Annotated in this window: 11 protein-coding genes and 2 pseudogenes; 9 read left to right on the forward strand and 4 right to left on the reverse strand. The window is 73.2% G+C overall.

The genetic code is table 11. The features are described from left to right. Positions 1-21 precede the first annotated feature (21 nt). The gene (locus ACFVWU_RS19205; protein ID WP_387622135.1) at positions 22-1,251 is read left to right on the forward strand and encodes an AI-2E family transporter; all 1,230 of its coding nucleotides are present in this window, start codon (positions 22-24) and stop codon (positions 1,249-1,251) included. Between the two features lie 524 nt (positions 1,252-1,775). After that, positions 1,776-2,555, forward strand: coding sequence for an HAD-IIA family hydrolase (locus ACFVWU_RS19210; protein WP_387622137.1), 780 nt, complete (start codon positions 1,776-1,778; stop codon positions 2,553-2,555). Positions 2,556-3,219: 664 nt separating this feature from the next. Here ACFVWU_RS19210 and ACFVWU_RS19215 read toward each other — a convergent pair. From ACFVWU_RS19215 to ACFVWU_RS19225, 3 genes and pseudogenes are all read right to left on the reverse strand, one after another. Next, positions 3,220-3,855, reverse strand: a pseudogene (locus ACFVWU_RS19215) (DNA primase small subunit domain-containing protein); the annotation flags it as partial. A gap of 344 nt (positions 3,856-4,199) precedes the next feature. Next, a complete protein-coding gene (locus ACFVWU_RS19220) occupies positions 4,200-4,808 on the reverse strand; it encodes a DNA polymerase ligase N-terminal domain-containing protein (RefSeq protein ID WP_387622140.1) in 609 nt (202 codons plus the stop codon). Further along, a complete protein-coding gene (locus ACFVWU_RS19225; protein ID WP_387622142.1) occupies positions 4,805-9,412 on the reverse strand; it encodes an HAD-IC family P-type ATPase in 4,608 nt (1,535 codons plus the stop codon). Before ACFVWU_RS19225 ends, ACFVWU_RS19220 begins: the two co-directional genes overlap by 4 nt. Before the next feature lie 915 nt (positions 9,413-10,327). On the opposite strand from ACFVWU_RS19225, the gene ACFVWU_RS19230 reads away from it, so the two are divergent. The 4 genes from ACFVWU_RS19230 (at position 10,328) to ACFVWU_RS19245 (ending at position 13,887) form a co-directional block, all read left to right on the forward strand. Next, on the forward strand, positions 10,328-10,492 hold the full coding sequence (locus tag ACFVWU_RS19230) for a DUF6328 family protein (RefSeq protein ID WP_387622196.1): 165 nt from the start codon (positions 10,328-10,330) through the stop codon (positions 10,490-10,492). Positions 10,493-10,594: 102 nt separating this feature from the next. Beyond that, a complete protein-coding gene (locus ACFVWU_RS19235; RefSeq protein WP_387622144.1) occupies positions 10,595-12,139 on the forward strand; it encodes an MFS transporter in 1,545 nt (514 codons plus the stop codon). A gap of 102 nt (positions 12,140-12,241) precedes the next feature. After that, complete coding sequence (locus ACFVWU_RS19240; protein WP_387622146.1) at positions 12,242-12,631, forward strand: SCO5389 family protein; 390 nt, start codon at positions 12,242-12,244, stop codon at positions 12,629-12,631. Positions 12,632-12,846: 215 nt separating this feature from the next. Beyond that, positions 12,847-13,887, forward strand: a complete 1,041-nt coding sequence (locus ACFVWU_RS19245; RefSeq protein WP_387622149.1) for an LLM class flavin-dependent oxidoreductase — start codon at positions 12,847-12,849, stop codon at positions 13,885-13,887. A 130-nt stretch (positions 13,888-14,017) separates the two neighbouring features. On the opposite strand, the pseudogene ACFVWU_RS19250 reads toward ACFVWU_RS19245, so the two are convergent. Beyond that, positions 14,018-14,588, reverse strand: a pseudogene (locus ACFVWU_RS19250) (Uma2 family endonuclease). Positions 14,589-14,748: 160 nt separating this feature from the next. Here ACFVWU_RS19250 and ACFVWU_RS19255 point away from each other — a divergent pair. Genes ACFVWU_RS19255 through ACFVWU_RS19265 form a run of 3 tightly spaced genes read left to right on the forward strand, consistent with a single transcriptional unit; the run spans position 14,749 to position 16,614 of the window. After that, on the forward strand, positions 14,749-15,285 hold the full coding sequence (locus ACFVWU_RS19255) for a PadR family transcriptional regulator (RefSeq protein WP_387622151.1): 537 nt from the start codon (positions 14,749-14,751) through the stop codon (positions 15,283-15,285). 17 nt (positions 15,286-15,302) lie between these two features. Beyond that, a complete protein-coding gene (locus tag ACFVWU_RS19260) occupies positions 15,303-16,157 on the forward strand; it encodes an NAD(P)H-binding protein (protein WP_387622154.1) in 855 nt (284 codons plus the stop codon). Next, a complete protein-coding gene (locus ACFVWU_RS19265; protein WP_387622156.1) occupies positions 16,150-16,614 on the forward strand; it encodes a cupin domain-containing protein in 465 nt (154 codons plus the stop codon). Before ACFVWU_RS19260 ends, ACFVWU_RS19265 begins: the two co-directional genes overlap by 8 nt. Positions 16,615-16,629 lie beyond the last annotated feature (15 nt).

The following is a 16,629-nucleotide window of genomic DNA, read 5'->3' on the forward strand; positions in this document are numbered from 1 at the left end:
CCGAGCCCGAGGAGGCGGCCCGTGCGAGTGAACGGCACCGGACCGAACCGGCGTCCCCCGCCGCTCGGCAGCCGCCGCCCCCGGGTGGCCTCGCCTCGGACCCGGCCTGCGGTACCTGGGGACCGGGTGCCGCGCGGGCTGCGGACGGCCGCCGGGTACACGTGGCGCCTGCTCCTGCTCGGCGTGGCCGCCTACCTGACCGTCACCGTGCTCGCCCGGCTCGAACTGCCGGTCATCGCGGTGTTCCTGGCGCTGGTCATCACCTCCGTCCTGCGGCCGCTCGTCGACCTGCTGGCCCTGGCGCTGCCCCGCTCGCTCGCCGTCCTGCTCGCCTTCGTTCTCGCCGTCGTGGTCCTCGGCGGGGTCCTCACACTGGTGGGGACGACCGTCGCCGGCGAGTGGAACGGGCTGGGCGCCGAGCTGCGCGGTGGCCTCGGCCGGATCGACCACTGGCTGACCGGCGCGCCCTTCCACCTGCGGGCCGGCACCGTCACCGGCCTCCGGGCGAAGATCGGGGAGTTCGTCAGCAGCCATCGCTCGGCGCTGCTCAGCACCGCGTTCAATGAGGCGAGCCGGGCCGTCGAACTGCTCACCGCGTTGGCCCTCGCGATCTTCTGCTCGGTGTTCTTCCTGCACTCCGGCGACCGGATGTGGTGCTGGGCGCAGCGCCAACTCCCGGCCCGGGCGCGTCCGGTGTGCGACCTGGCGGGGCGCGCCGCCTGGCGTACGTTCGCCGGTTACACGCGCGGGGTGCTGATCGTGGCGGCGGCCAACGCCGCGCTGGTGGGCATCGCGCTCGCCGTCCTGCGGGTGCCGCTGGTCCTGCCGCTGATGGTGCTGGAGTTCGTCGCCGCCCTCGTCCCACTGGTCGGCTCCCCGATCGCGCTGGCCGTCGCCGCCCTGGTCGCCCTGGCCGCCCGCGGACCGGTGGTCGCCCTGCTCGTACTCGCCCTGATCGTGGTCATCGGCCAGATCGAGGGCCATCTGCTGCACCCACTGGTGCTCGGCTGGTCCGTACGGATCCACCCGGTGGTCATCGCCCTGTCGGTGATCGGCGGCGCCGTCCTGGCCGGGGTGCTGGGCGCGGTGGTGGCCGTGCCGGTGGTGTCGGTCGCCTGGGCGGTCCTCGGCGAGCTGCGGGACCACGGCCGGTCACCGTCGGATTCCGCTCCAGCGGGCGATCAGCCGCGCGCCCGCCAGGACGAACGGCGGCACCCACACCAGGCCGAAGGCGGCCAGCACGGCGGGTGAGTGCGCGTCGGGACTGACCGGCAGCAGGCCCCGCCGAGATGGCCACCGGCCCCGACGGCCGTCTGCGCGCTTGCGCGCCGGATGCTGAAACGTCATCCCCTCACACCTCACCGTCCGGTAATCGCCGCCCAGGTCCTCGACCTCGGCAACCCGACGACGGCGCCGATCCAGTCCCGGGTGCGGACCGCCTGCACCGAGGTACGGCCACCGAGTACGGCGGCACAACCGTCGCAAAGGCACCGGCCGTCGACGCACGAGCCGATGACGCGCCCGGCGCCCAGCAGCTCTACCTCTGCACGAACACGGGCTGAGAGCCCGGTACCTGGCCGCGCCGGGTCACTAGCCCTGCTCCGGGCCGAACCGGCGCCGCTACTCCGACGGGGCGAGCCCCGTCTCCCGGCGCATCAGAGTTCGACGACACCGACGAGTTCTTCCTGGTGCTCGACAGGGCCCGGTATCGCCGGTGACCCGCCCCGTGTGCCGCTGGGCGGCGGAGAGGGAACGGTCGGAGCTATCGTCAGGGCATGGGACAGGGCGAAGCGGTGCTGCTCGACATCGACGGCGTGCTCACGATGGACTGGAAGCCGATCCCGGGCGCCGTGGCGGCCGTACGTGAGCTCCGCGCCGACGACGTGCGGTACGTGCTACTGACCAACACCACCTCGCGCACCAGGCGTTCAATCGCCGGAACCCTTGCCGAGGCGGGGTTCCCGGTCGGCGTCGAGTGCGTACTCACCGCGCCCGCCGCGACCGCCGACCGCCTCGCGGGGTCCCGGTGCCTGCTGCTCAACAGCGGAGACATCCGAGAGGACCTGGCCGGAATCGAACTGGTCGATGATCCGGACGACGCCGAGATCGTCCTGATCGGTGGAGCAGGGCCCGAGCTCGACTACCCGGCGCTCAACCGGGCCTTCGCCGCGCTCCGGGGCGGGGCACGACTGGTCGCGATGCACCGGAACGCCTACTGGCGGACGTCGGAGGGGCTGCAGCTCGACAGCGGCGCCTTCGTCGCCGGATTGGAGTACGCGGCCGGCGTGCGGGCCGAGGTGCTCGGCAAACCGGCCGAGGCGTTCTTCGCCGGCGCCCTCGCGCGCCTGGGCGTCGCCGCGGCCGAAGCCGTGATGGTCGGTGACGACATCGAATCCGACGTGCTCGCGGCACAGAGGTACGGGATCACCGGCGTGCTGGTCCACACCGGCAAGGCGGCCCCGGGCGCTCCGAAACGCGGGAGCGCCGAACCGGACCACGAGCTCGACTCCGTGGCTTCCCTGCCGGAGCTGCTCTCCCAGCTCCGGCAGGGGTGAGCCCACGGCCGGTCCGGAGATGCGACGGCCGGCTCATCGTGAGTCCCTGGTCTTCGAACCACAGGAAACGATAGGAAACGATCGGCGGAGGAGAACGGATGGGCCTGCCCCTTTCCGCCGGCCACGTGCTCGTGCGTCTCTCGGACGGCACGCGGGAAGCCGCGGACGCGCTCCTCGACGCGCTCGAAGCCGTCTTTCCGACGCACACCGGCCGTGGGCGAACCCGGATCGGCAATGTGTGGGAGGACCCGCCCACGGTGACATCGGAGGGCATCTGGACCGTGGCCGAGCCGGGCCCCGACGGCGCCTCGGCGATCCCCGTACCGGGCCCGGGGGTGAGCTCCTCGCAGACGTTCGACGTTCACAGCGCGTCGACGCCGGAGAACCGCCTCCCACCAGCCGGTGGGATCACCGCGGACCTTCTCGGCACGCCAGAGGACGTCGAGACGATGGTGCACACGATCGCCGGCCTCTGCTCGGCGCCAGGAGAACCGGGAGGAGCAGGGCCCGCAGCTGGCGGTACGCCTGCGGCTCGGGTGAGCCGCAGTATGCGGAGCCCCGGTGTTCGCAGCCCCGGCCGACCCGGGTCCGGCGCCGAACCAGGGCCCGTACGCCCTCTTCGCCGCCGTATGCGCGGGGTCCACCGGCATCGCCGGGCTCGACCTCATGGCGGTCTCGCGACGCCTGGCCGCAGGGCGGCGAGGCGGCGGCGGGCCGGGTTGAGCGAGCGGCCCCGGCGCGGGGCGTCCCGCCAGGGGTCGTCCTTGAGGAGCCTGTCGACGGTGGCCAGGGTCCAGCGCTGCGAGGTGAGGTCCGGGTCGTCCACCTCGGCCCAGGCCACCGGCGCGGCGACAGGGGCGCCCGGCCGGGCCCGTACGGCGTAGGGCGTGACGGCGGTCTGCGCGTAGGCGTTGCGCTGGACGTCCAGGTAGAGCCGGCCTCGGCGGGCCTGCTTCCTGGTCTCGGCGGTGAATCGGTCGGGGTGGCGGGCGACCAGGAGATCGGCCAGGTCGCGGGCGAAGGCGCGGACGTCGTCGAAGGCGGCGCGCCGGTCCAGGGACACGAGGACGTGCAGACCGCGGGAGCCGGTCGTCATGACGGTGGACGGCAGCCGGAGCTCGTCGAGGAGTTCGTGGAGCAGGCGGGCGGCCTCGCGAACCGGGGCGAAGTCCTCCTCGGGAGGGTCGAGGTCGAAGACCAGCCGGTCGGGGTGGTCCGGCTCGTCGGCGCGGGAGAGGAACCGGTGCGGGGTGATGCACGCCTGGTCGGCCAGGTAGAGCAGGGTGGCGGTGTCGTCACAGGCCGTCGGCGGCGTTTGGCGATCAGCCCCTCCCAGCCGCGGGCGCACGCCTCTTCCAGCAGGCCGTAGCCGTTGTGGTTGCGGTGCGGCGTGAAACGCAGGGGCGCACGGAAGTCGAGGGCGTCGCGCAGCAGGGCCTTGCGGGTGCGCAGCGGAAGGCGGGTGGTGTCCTGGCCGTGGTGGGCGGCGAGGGCGCGGGAGCCCGTCCAGTTTGCGTTCGAAGAGCCAGTCGTCGTCGAAGTCCCGGCGGTCGGTGAGCACGGCGAGCATGGGGGTGCCGGGTGAGGCCGGGGCCGGGCGGAGCAGGTGCTGCTCTCGGTCCGGCAGGCGGTCGAGGAGGACCGTCATGGCGCGCCGCCGCCTGTCTCGGCGATCTGCTTCAGGGTGTGCCCGGTGCGCGCCGAGCGTGCCCTGGTCGGGTCGGGAGTGCCGTCGGTGGTGGCGCTGCGGTCCGCGTGCTTGACCAGGAGCCAGGCCTCCCGGCCGTCCGAACGCTTCGTGCAGATGCGGGTGAGGGAGTAGCCGCCGTGAAGCTTGTGCCCGTAGAGGTGGAAGGAGGCGTGCCCGTGCTCCAGCCCGTCGGCGAGCGGGAGGTCGTGGCCGGCGCGGTCGGTGGAGAGGTTGCGGTAGGTGCCCTCGTCCCAGACGATCACGGTGCCCGCGCCGTACTCGCCGTCGGCGATGACGCCCTCGAACTCGCGGTACTCCAGCGGGTGGTCCTCGGTGGGCATGGCGAGGCGCTTGTCGTGCGGGTCGCGGGATGGGCCCTTGGGCACGGCCCAGGACTTGAGGACGCCGTCGATCTCCAGGCGGACGTCGAAGTGCATCGCCGTCGCGTCGTGGATCTGCACGACGAACGAGGGGCGCGCGCGGGGATCGGTCCGGCCGCCCTCGGGCTCGGCGGTCTTCGAGAAGTCCCGCCGACGGTGGTACTCGGCGAGGGTGTCCTTCATGGCGTGCTGCTTTGACCGAACGACCCTGGACCGGACGACCCTGGACCGGACGACCGCTGACCGGCCGTCCGCACGGCTGCCAAGGCCCGGGCGAGGGCCAGCAGCAGGAGGCGCTCGACCTGCGGGATCAGCGGTGGGGCCGCCACAGCGACGGCGATCGACGCGGCGACGCCCGCCCAGGCCACCGGGCCGAGCGGGACGCACCCGAAGAACCCGCTGACGCCCGGCGTCTGGATGACGGCCGCGAGCGCGGCGGCGGAGCCCAGGACGGTCGCCAGGACCAGGGGGCTGCGCCGCCGTCCGGTCAGGGTCTGGGCGAGCTGGGCGCCGACGACGCCGCACAGGGCCATGGTGCTGGTGCGCCGGGCGGAGCCGGGGGTGGCGGTGCCGATGAGCCAGGCGGTGGTCGCGCCGATGGCGGTCACCAGGCCCCGGTGCCGGATCTGGCGGGCCAGCGGCGCGTCGAGGGCCGCGGTGCCCGCGCGCGGGGCGCTCTCCCCGGCCGGCTGGTCGTCCCGTGGCGTGACGGCGACGGCCATCGCCGGGAACATGTCGGTGAGCAGGTTGACGAGCAGGATCTGGCGGGTGGACATCGGGGCGCGTCCCGACAGCAGGGTGCCGAGCAGGGAGAAGCCGATCTCGCCGGCGTTGCCGCCGATCAGAATGGTGATCGCGTCCGCCACGCTGCGCCACAGCGCGCGGCCCTCGTCGACGGCGTCGGTCAGGACGGTCAGCTGGTCGTCGGTGATCACCAGGTCCGCTGCGTTGCGGGCCGCCGCCGAGCCGCGGGCGGCGATGCCTATCCCGATGTCGGCGGAGCGGATGGCGGCGGCGTCGTTGGCCCCGTCGCCCACCATCGCCACGACCCGTCCCGCCTCCCGAAGCGCCTCGACGACCAGTACCTTCTGCTCCGGTGCGACCCTGGCGACGACGTCGCAGCCCCGCAGCCGGCGGGCACGGCCGGTCCGATCGAGGCTGGCCAGGTCGTCGCCGATGGCCAGTTCGAGCTCCTCGGGCCAGCCCAGCGCGACAGCCACCGCACGGGCCGTGGCCGGGTGGTCGCCGGTGAGCATGACCGGCCGCACCCCGGCCCGCCGCAGTCCTTCGATCAGCGCGGCGGACCTGGCGCGCGGGGTGTCCGCCAAGGCGACGAAGCCGACCAGCTCCAGCCGCTCCAGCGGCAGGTCGACCGCCTCCGCACCGTCGGCGAGGGACCGGGTGGCGACGGCGAGGACTCTCAGGCCCTCCGCGCCGAGGACGGCCACGGTCTCGGCCTCCTCCTTCCCGGCGCCGGTGCAGGCCGGCAGGACGCTCTCGGGTGCGCCCTTCACCACGAGCAGTTCGCGGCCCTCCTCGTCGGCCCCGGTCGCGGCGGCGTAGCCGCGGCTGGCCTCGAACGGCAGCGCCTGGTCGGGCGTCCAGCCGAGCTCGTCCGGCGCAGCCGCGAGGATCGCCTCGTCGGTGGAGTGGGCGTGGACGGCCGTGTCGTCGGCGGGCGGGCAGGCCCGGGCCGCCATCCGCAGGACGGGCGTCGCGGCTGGGTCGTCGGCGGGGTGCAGAGCGCCGTCGGTCGTGCCGACACGGGTCACCCGCAGGCGGTTCTCGGTCAGGGTGCCGGTCTTGTCGAAGCAAACGGTGTCCATCCGGCCGAGCGCCTCCAGGGCGCGCGGGGTGCGGACCAGGACGCCGTGCCGGCTGAGCCGGCGGGCCGCGGCCAGCTGGGCGACCGTCGCCACCAGCGGCAGGCCCTCCGGCACGGCGGCCACCGCGACCGCGAGCCCGCCCCGGACGGCCTGGCGCACCGGGCGCCCGCGCAGCACGGCCAGGCCCGCGACGGCGGCTCCGCCGAGCAGGGTGAACGGCAGGCTGCGGTTGGTCAGTTCGCGCAGCCGGGCCTGGACGCCGGCCGCCGGCGGGGTGCGGGCGGCGAGGTGCGCGGCCCGTCCGGCCTCGGTGTCGTCCCCGGTGCCGACGACGGCGGCCCGGGCGTGGCCGGCCACGACGGTGGTGCCCTCGAAAACCATGCAGCGGCGGTCGGCGACGGCTGCCTCCGGGGTCGCGTCCACCTGCTTCGCGATGGGGAGGGACTCGCCGGTCAGCGAGGACTCGTCGACCTCCAGGTCGTCGACGTCGAGCAGCCGGGCGTCGGCGGGCACCACATCGCCGGTGTTCAGCTCGATCACCTGACCGGGCGCCAGATCGGAGGGCTTGACCCTGCGGGACCGGCTCCCGTCGACCACCTTGATTTTCTGATGCTGAGTCACTTCAAGTGCGGAGAGCGCCTGTTCGGCGCACATCCGCTGCACCGCGCCGATCAGCGCGTTCATCGCCAGAGCTCCGGTGACCAGCAGCGCGTCCACGGTCGAGCCCAACAGGGCGGAGGCGGTCGCCCCGACCAGCAGGACCGGTGTCAGCGGATCGTCGAGCTCGGAGCGCATCGCGCCGATCAGGCGGCCCGTCAGACGCACCGGGGCGAACGCCGGCAGCCCCTGCACCCGCCGGACGGCGCCCGACAGGACCCGCAGGCCCTCGGGGCGCGCCGGGCGGCGGACGGCCTTGAGTCGGGCCAGCGCCTCCCGGGGCGCGAGGGCGTGCCAGGGGACGCGCGGCGGCGGGTGGGGGGCGCTGCGGGTGCCGACGCGCAGGGCGGCCCGCCAGCCCGAGACGAGGGCCGCGGCGGTCGCGGCGTTGACGGGCGAGAGGCGGATGCCGACCGGGAGGGTGCCGTGTGGCCGTCGGCCGCGGGTGACGACCAGGAGCCCGGACAGCGCGGCGCTCGCCTCGGCCAGGGTCCTGGAGTGCCGGGCGACGGTGCGCGCGGCGGGAATCGCGGCCAGCAGCCGCCAGGCGGATTCGAGACCGCTCAGCAGGAGGAGGTCCGCGCCCCACACCACCGCGCTGTCCTCGTCGGTGACCGCGACCGCGAGGTCGCTGCGCAGCAATCCGGCGAGCAGGTCCCGGGCGCTGTCCGTCAACTCGGAATCATCGCCGGCTGGAACGCGCGCCATGGTGAGCACCACCCGTCCGTTGCGCTGGAGTTGACGCACGACCTCAATCAACGGCCGCTCAGCGCCGACTCGTTCATCGGCGAGAGCACCGAAGTCGCCGAGCGTGCCGTCGTCGGCCACCACGACGTGCAGTCCGGCGCGACGGGCGGCGTCCAGCGCGGCCTCGGCGAGCGGGGCGATCTCCCGGCTGACCAGGACCGTGCCGATGTCCGCACCGTCGACGACAGCGATCATCAGGCCAGTCTCGGCGCCCGAGGAGCCCGAGGAGCCCGAGGAGCCCAACTGGTCTGGCACCGGGCGGAGTTCGAGGTCCGGTTCGACCGCCGACGGTTCCAGGGCAGCGGCGGCGGCCTGCCACAGCCGGTCGTGATCCCAGCCGGGTGCGCTGGGGTGGACCTCCAGGACCGTTCTCGCCCTGCCGCGCAGGGAGTCGGGGTGCAGGAGGACGGTATCGACCAGTTCCAGGCGGCGCAGCCGCTCCGGGTTGCGGACCAGGACGCCTTCACGGGCGAGCTCGGTGCCCAGCGCGGCGGTGAACGCGGCCGGACCGTAGCGCGCGGCCTTCGGATTGCCCGCCACCAGCCCCTCGGCCGCCTCCACGATGTCGCGAGTGAACAGCAGGGCCGCGGCGGAGCCGAGCAGGGTTCCGCCCACGGCCTGGTCCGCGTACTCGTCGCAGGGCAGCGGACGCAGCGCCGGGCGGGCGGTGCCCTCGCCCGCCACGCTCAGCCGTCCGGGCGCGCAGACCGTGTCGTGCGCGGAGTCGAAGGCGGCGGCGCCGGCGATAGTCTCCATCAGCCTGCCGGTGCGCAGTACCGCGTCCAGGGCCAGCGCGGTGGGCGACTGCCCGACGCCGTACGCCGCCGCCCCGGCCGCTGCCAGCACCAGGTCGGAGCCTGTGTCGCCGAGGCGGCGGCGGAGCCGTGTGCGGACCTCCGGGTCCTCGCGGACCAGAGCGGTTACGGCGGTGGCCAGCCGGGGCGCGGTCCGCAGCGGGATCGCCCGCGCTCCAAGAGCGGTCGCGAAACCCACCGCGTCACAGCCGAGGGCGATCGCCTGTGCGCGCACACTGCCGGTCCGGCCGGGGTGCGCGGTCTCCAGAACCTCCTCGTCCACCCGCTCCAGGCGCTGATCGTCGGCGAGCTCGGTGGCGCGGTCCACGACGCGCTCGGTGACGGCGTCCTGGGTCAGCTGTACCACCAGCCGGGCGAGCCCGCCGTCCCAGTAGGCGGCGACCACGTCCGGCCGCTTGGCCAGCCCGAGCGCCACCTTCCGCGCCGCCACCTCAAGGTTCCGCGCTCTGCCGGCGGTGGTGCCCGCGCGCGGGCGCAGCGACAGCTGGACCCGGGAGCCGGCCTGCCAGTAGCCCCGGCCCGCCTCAGCCGCGTTACGGGTCACCCGCCCCACGCGGCGTGCCGTGACGGCGGCTGCGGTGGCGGTGTGCGCGGTGGTGCGGACGCCGGCCCCGGCGGCCTCGACCGCCACCCGGGCGGCGGCACGGGCCGTAGGGACCGCGGCGCGCGCGACGACCACCGGCACGGCCAGGGTCAGTCCGAGACCAGCCGCCGGCAGTCGGGCCAGGAGACGCAGGACCATGACTCACCCTCGGGCGACCGCGTCACGCGGCCTTCCGTTTAGAGGACTTGGCGGAGGCAGTCGTACGGCGGCTGCCCGCCGTCTTGCGACTCGTACCGGCGCTCGGTTTGCCGGCCGGCTTACGCCGCGCGGCCTTCGGCGCCCGCGTCGGAGCCACGGTACGCGCCGACCGCGACTGGGTCAGCCACACGGCAGCCGCACCGGCCGCCGCCACCGCCAGTCGACCGCGCCCAGTGCCCCGAGCAACCCGGCGCCGGTGTAGGCGGCGACGCGGCGTGCCCGCGGCGACACGAGTCCCACAGTGTCGAGCACACCGTCGACCACTCCGCCGACGGTCCTGGCGCCCGGTACTCGGCGCACGACGGACGCCGCCGTGTCGACCGGCCGGAGCAACAACGCCGTACCGGGCGAAGAAGCGGATGATCCGGCTGAGGTGGATGCGTGCTCGTTCATGGTGGTTATCCGATCAGCGCTCGAACGCACAGGCCGACCCTGGAGGCCTACCGGCACGTTTGTCCTGCCAGCGTCTACCCAACGGGACCCGGATAAACAGGCGGATCCCGCACCGGCCGTTAAGCCTGGCCCGGGCCGGGCAGGCACGTTCGGCTCCGTCTGGACCTGCGGTTCCTCGACGAAGCGGGCGAGCACACGGGCGCTGGTCAGGAACTGCGCAGGGATGGTGACGGTGGGCGGTTTGTGCCGTACGGCGCCGGCCCGCACGGACGGCTGTCAGCAGCTCCGTCCCCGGAGCGGCCGGGCGTCCATGCTCCGCGATTGCCCGGCCCTGCGGCTGCTGCACGCGCCGATGAGGAGCGGGCGGCGATCACGATGACCAGGCAGGACAGCCTCCGCGAGGCGATGCCGTAGCGGCCGACGAGAGTCGCCCGAGGAGCGGCGGACCGGCGCTGGAGCAACCTGCTCCAGGAAGTACGGGTCGCCCGGACCGGCTCCCAGATCCTCTTCGGCTTCCTGCTGAGCGTGGTCTTCATGCCCCGCGAACGACACGATCGGCGCGCCGGTCCTCCCGTTGCAGAGGCGCCAACCGCCCGCCATCGTCCGAAAACAGATGGTTGTCGGTAATGAACGCTTGTGTTCCTTATCTCCCCGGGACTACGGTCCGTGGTAGCGAATGGATTCCGTTCACTCACCGTCGTTCGACCCCACGCCATTGGGGGACCTGCCTTGGCAAGCTCGCGCACCCTGGCGCTCGCACCGCCCGCGACTGCACGACGCGGCCGGCGCCCGAGGATAGCCCTCACCGTCATTGCGGCCACCCAGCTCATGGTCGTTCTCGACATCACGATCGTGAACATCGCGCTGCCCCACATCCAGCAGGCGCTGAAGTTCAACACCACCAACTTGTCTTGGGTCATCAATGCCTACGCCCTCACCTTCGGCGGACTGCTGCTGCTCGGCGGGCGGGCAGGCGACATCCTCGGGCGCCGGCGGGTGTTCGTCCTAGGCGTCCTGGTCTTCAGCCTCGCCTCCCTCCTCGGCGGGGTCGCGCAGTCCTCCGGCTGGCTGCTGGCCGCGCGGGCCCTGCAGGGCCTCGGCGGCTCGATCGCCTCGCCGACGGCGCTCGCACTGATCGCCACCAACTTCAAGGAGGGCTCCGAGCGCAACCGGGCCTTCGGGGTGTTCTCCGCCGTGGCCGGCGCGGGCGGCGCCATCGGCCTGCTGCTCGGCGGCATGCTGACCTCCTGGCTGTCCTGGCGTTGGGTGTTCTTCGTCAACGTGCCGATCGGCATCGCGATCGTGCTGCTGGCGCCGCTCTACATCAACGAGTCCGAACGCCACCCCGGGCGCTTCGACCTGACCGGCGCGTTCACCGCCACGGCGGGCATGGTCTCGCTGGTGTACGGCTTCATCCGCGCCTCCGACCACGGCTGGACCGGCGCCGTCACCGTGACCGCGTTCAGCCTCGCGGTGGTGCTGCTGGCGGCGTTCGCAGTGAACGAGCAGCGCGCGCAACAGCCGATCACGCCCCTGCACCTCCTGCGCGAGCGCAACCGCTCCGGCGCGTACGGGCTGATGCTCTGCGTGAGCGCGACGATGTTCGGCATCTTCTTCTTCATCACCCTGTTCGTCCAGGAGATCCTCGGCTTCAGCCCGCTGCGGGCCGGCTTCGCCTTCCTCCCGATCAGCGCGGCCACCGTCGCGGCCTCCCAGTTCGCCGCCCGCAACCAGCTGCGGTGGGGCCCGAAGCCGTTCCTGGTCACCGGGTCGGCGCTGGTGCTCGGCGGCGTGTTCTGGGCGACCCGGATCGACATCCACACCGGCTACGCGGCCGGGATCCTCGGGCCGACGCTGCTGTTCGGCTTCGGGATGGGTTCGATCTTCGTGCCGGTGCTGCTCACCGTCGTCTCGCAGGTGGCCCCGCACGAGACCGGCGCGGCCACCGGCATGCTCAACACCGCCCAGCAGGTGGGCGGTTCGCTCGGCCTGTCGATCCTGGTCACGGTGTACGGCACGGCCGGCCACCACGAGGCCCGGCGGCAGGTCGGGACGTTCCTCCAGCACGCCACCCCGCAGCAGGCCGCCCAGTTCAGGGCGAGCGGCAAGCTGCCGGCGCCGTACTCCTCACGGGTGCTGGTGCACGGCATCGCCGGCGCCTTCCAGATGGGGCTGGTGTTCGTGGCGCTCGCGGTGGTGATCGCGGTGCTCGTCATCAAGGTCCGCCGACCGCCGGAGCCGCCGCACGTCAGTCCTTCGAGGGGCGGTACTTGACAGATCGTCGGGGCGTCCAGGACAGTCCTTCACGCAAATGGTTTTCATCTTCGCCAACCGTTCCCGAGTGCGTACCCGCGCGCCCCGCGAAAGAGGACACCCATGTCGCTCGACGTCTCCCCCGCCCTCCTCGACCAGGCCCGCAACGGCCGCGTGGACGAGGCCGACTTCCTCGACACCGTCCGCAGCTCACTCCCGTACGCCTACCAGGTCGTCGCCGGGCTGAGCACCGAACTCGCCGCCACCGAGGCCGAGTTCACGACCGACAACACCACCCCCAGTGACGAGCAGCGCGCCCAGCTGCTGCGCGCGCTGGCCAGCAACGCCATCCGGGGCAGCCTGGAGGACCACTTCGGCGTGAAGCTCGCCTTCGTCAACTGCCACCGCGTCGGCGCCTTCCGGCCCGGCGCCGAGGACAGCGAGGCGTACCGCGAGTTCACCTCGCTGCACAACCAGATCCGCAACCAGAGCCCGGAGCTGCGCAGCTGCTGAACCCGAGGCGGTCCCGGCGGGCCCCCGGGCGGGGGCCCGCCCGGGGGCGGCCGGCCGGCTGTTACGCCCCGTTGCGGTCGATTGCGGACCATTGCGGTCCGGTGGCCGGATCGCGCGTCGATCTTGTGGCACCGCGCGCCGTCTGCGTACCGTCGACGGGCACCACCCCCGACCGGCCCTCCCGGGGCCGCCCGATCCCACGCGGAGCCGCCACCATGCCGCCCTCCCCCCGCCCGCTGCGGAAACTCGGCTTCCTGACCATCGGGCTCTTCGACGAGGCCGACCCGCGCCGCGGCCACGAGACCACCCTGGAACTGATCACCCTCGGCGAGCAGCTCGGCCTCGACAGCGCCTGGCTGCGCCACCGCCACCTCCAGTACGGGATCTCCTCCCCCGTCGCCGTCCTCGCCGCCGCCACCCAGCGCACCAGCCGCATCCAGCTCGGCACCGCCGTCACCCCGCTCGGTTGGGAGAACCCGCTGCGGCTCGCCGAGGACCTCGCCACCGTCGACCTGCTCTCCGGCGGCCGGCTCAACCCCGGTTTCAGTGTCGGCCCGCCCGTCCACTACGAGCAGGTGCGCGGCGCGCTCTACCCCGACACCGGCGAGGACGAGGACTTTGGCTACCGCCGGGCCGAGCGGCTGCTCGCCCTGGTCCGCGGCGAGGACGCCTCCGACTTCGCCGGCACCGAGGGCATCGAGGTGTACTCGCGCCGCGTCCAGCCGCACTCCCCCGGCCTGGCCGAACGGCTCTGGTACGGCGCCGGCAGTCTGCGCTCGGCGCGGTGGGCCGGCGAGCACGGGCTCAACCTGCTCACCAGCAGCGTGGTCAAGCCCGAACAGACGGATTCCGTACCGGACTTCGCCGAGATCCAGGCCGAGCAGATCCGCACCTTCCGCGCCCTGCACCCCGACCGCGAGCGGGCCCGGGTCTCCCAGGGCCTGGTGATCATCCCCACCGACAGCGCGACCCCCGAACAGCGCGCCAGGTACGAGGCCTACGTCCTCGCCCGCACCCCGCGCACCCTCACCCCGCAGGGTCCCAACCGGCTGCTCTTCGCACCCGACCTGGTCGGCAGCTCCGCGGAGCTCGTCGAACGACTGCACGCCCACGCCGGATTCCGCGAGGTGGACGAGGTGGCCGTCGCACTACCGTTCAGCTTCGAGCACGAGGACTACGTGCAGATCCTCACCGACCTCGCCACCCGGCTCGGGCCCGCCCTCGGGTGGACGCCGTCGACTCCCGGACAGGGCTGAGCGGCCGACCCGTCGCGGGCATGCACCCCACCGCCCCCACCAACACCTCGGCGATCTCGGCGAGTTGAGCCGCAACCAGACCCAGCCGGGCGGCGCCCCGAGTCACCTCCGATCAGCCCAACGGAACGGTTCAGAACTCGGCGGTGTCAAGGTCGAGTTGGAAGGGCTCAGGGAGCCGCACCGGAACGCCGAACGGATGCGGCCCCTCGGCCAGGGTGTAACCGAGTCCGCCGGCCTGCGAGAACAGGGTGCAGGCAGGTCCGCTCCTGACGGTCCACCAGCAGGTAGAGCGGCGCACCGAACTGCGCATACCGACGACGCTTCACGGTGCGGTCCGTGTCGCCGTTCGAGGGGGAAGTGACCTCTACGACGAGGACCGTCTGTTCGGGCAGTAACGCGCCCTCTGCCTCGGCCAGTTCAGCCGGTACGACTGCCAGGTCGGGCACGTAGAAGTTCTCCGTCCCCGGCAGGTCGAGATTGCCGGAACCCGCCCGCAAACTCAGCTCGCGCATGCGCGGTCCGATCTGTTCGCGGATCAAGTCGAACGCGCGTTCGTGCGCCCAGGTTGGCGACACGGGGGTGATGACTCCCTCGATGATCTCGACGCGATCGCCCACGATGTGCTGGATCGCGTACTTGAGCGCTTGCTCCGGGTTCGGTACCTGGCTGTAGTCGCCGGGCCCAACGTGCGCTGTACTCACTTGCTGTTCTCCTTCCGGCGCCGGACCTCCGCGCTCGGGGGCTGCCCGCCGGTAGAAGTACCGACGCCGCGTCGCCGCCACCGCGCGCTACGCCGAACGGGTCCCTATGCAGCCATAGTCGCGTTTGACTACCCTCCGATACTCGTGTTTGACTACCAACGTGAGCACTTCTCGACTCTTCGCACTCAGCGCCCTCGCCCGGGGCGGCCCGATGCACGGCTACCAGATCCGGCAGGCAGCGCAGCTGGACCGGACCGAGCTGTGGACGGACGTCAAGCCCGGGTCGCTCTACAGCGTTCTGCACCGGATGGCCGGGGACGGGCTGGTCGAGGTGGTCCGCAGCGAGAAGGTGGGCAATCCGCCGGAGCGGACCGTCTATGCGATCACCGACCGGGGGCGGCAGGAGCTGACCGCCCTGCGGGACGCGGCGCTGCGCAGGGTGCGGCTGCTGCCCGATCCGGTGGACCTGGCGTTGCAGTACACCTCGGACCTCTCGGGCGCGGAACTGGTCGAGGCGGTCGCCGCGCGCCGACAGGCGGTGGCCGGTCAGATCGCCCTGTTCGAGGCGGAGTTCGAGGCCGCCGAGCCGGATCTGACCGGGCTCGAACCGTGGATCTTCGAGCACTGCCTGGCCCGGCTGCGGGCCGACCTCGCCTGGCATGACGACCTGCTCAACTCCCTCGAACGGAACGACTGAAACTCCCGGAGGACCCCGTGATACTCGTCACCGGCGCGACCGGCACGGTCGGCCGCGCCCTCGTCGACCAGCTGACCGCCCTCGGCGCGCCCGTGCGCGCCGTCACCCGCCGCCCCGACCGGGCCGCACTGCCCGAGGGCGTGGACGTCGTCCACGCGGACCTGGGCGAGCCGGACTCGCTGACCGCCGCACTCCGCGGTGTCCGGAGGGTGTTCCTGCTCTCCGACGGGCCTGACATCCCCCGCCATGACGCCAACCTCGCCCGCGCGGCCGCCCGGGCCGGCGTCGACGCCGTCGTGAAGCTGTCCTCCGGCCGGGTCGCCGATCCGCGCGCCGCCGATCCCGTCCCGCGCTGGCACCAGACGGGTGAACAGGCCGTCCTGGACGCCGGATCGGCGTGGACGTTCCTGCGGCCGATGGGCTTCATGTCCAACGCCCTCGCCTGGGCCGGGCCGATCCGCGCGACCGCCGTCGTCGAGGCGCCGTTCGCCGCCGGACGGGTCGCCGTCATCGACCCGGCGGACATCGCCGCCGTCGCCGCCCGCGCCCTGACCGAGGACGGGCACGACGGCCGGGCCCATCTGCTGACCGGCCCGCAGGCGCTCTCGCCCGGTGAGATGGTCGCGACGCTGGCCGAGGTGCTGGGCCTGCCGCTCGCCTTCACCGAGGTGTCACCGGCGGCCGCCCGGGACACGATCCTCGGGCACGGCGTCTCGCCCGAGATGGCGGACGCGATCACGGCGCTGCGCGCCGCCTCGCTGGAGCCGTTCACCGCGACCGTCACCCCGACGGTGGAACAGCTGACCGGCCGTCCGGCGACGACGTTCCGGACCTGGGCCGAGCGCCACCGGAAGGAGTTCGGCCATGGCTGAGGCACACCGCGAACCGGTCATCCTGCCGCCCGGGTGCGGCGGCCGCTTCCACGTACCGGGCGGCCCGTACGTGATCAAGCTGACGGGTGAGCAGACCGGCGGCTCACTGGCCGTACTGGAGTCCACCTTCCAGCCCGGCGAGGGCGCTCCGCTGCACCTGCACCGCGGCCACGACGAGACCTTCCACGTGGTCAGCGGAGCGTTCCGGCTGCGCTGCGACGACCGGGTCATCGAGGCGGGCCCGGGCGGGTTCATGCACGTGCCACGCACCCATCCGCACTCCTTCACCGCGATCGGCGACACCCCGGCCACTATCCTGGTGACCCTGACCCCGGCCGGTTTCGAGCACTTCTTCATCGAGGCGGCCGCCCTCGCCGCTTCCGGGCGCCCGGACCGCCGACTGATGGAGTCGATCCTCGCCACCTACGACCAGGAGCTGGTCGACAGGGAACCCTGACCAGGCCTGGTCAGA

This window comes from Kitasatospora sp. NPDC058190 (assembly GCF_042883685.1).
GTDB lineage: Bacteria > Actinomycetota > Actinomycetes > Streptomycetales > Streptomycetaceae > Kitasatospora.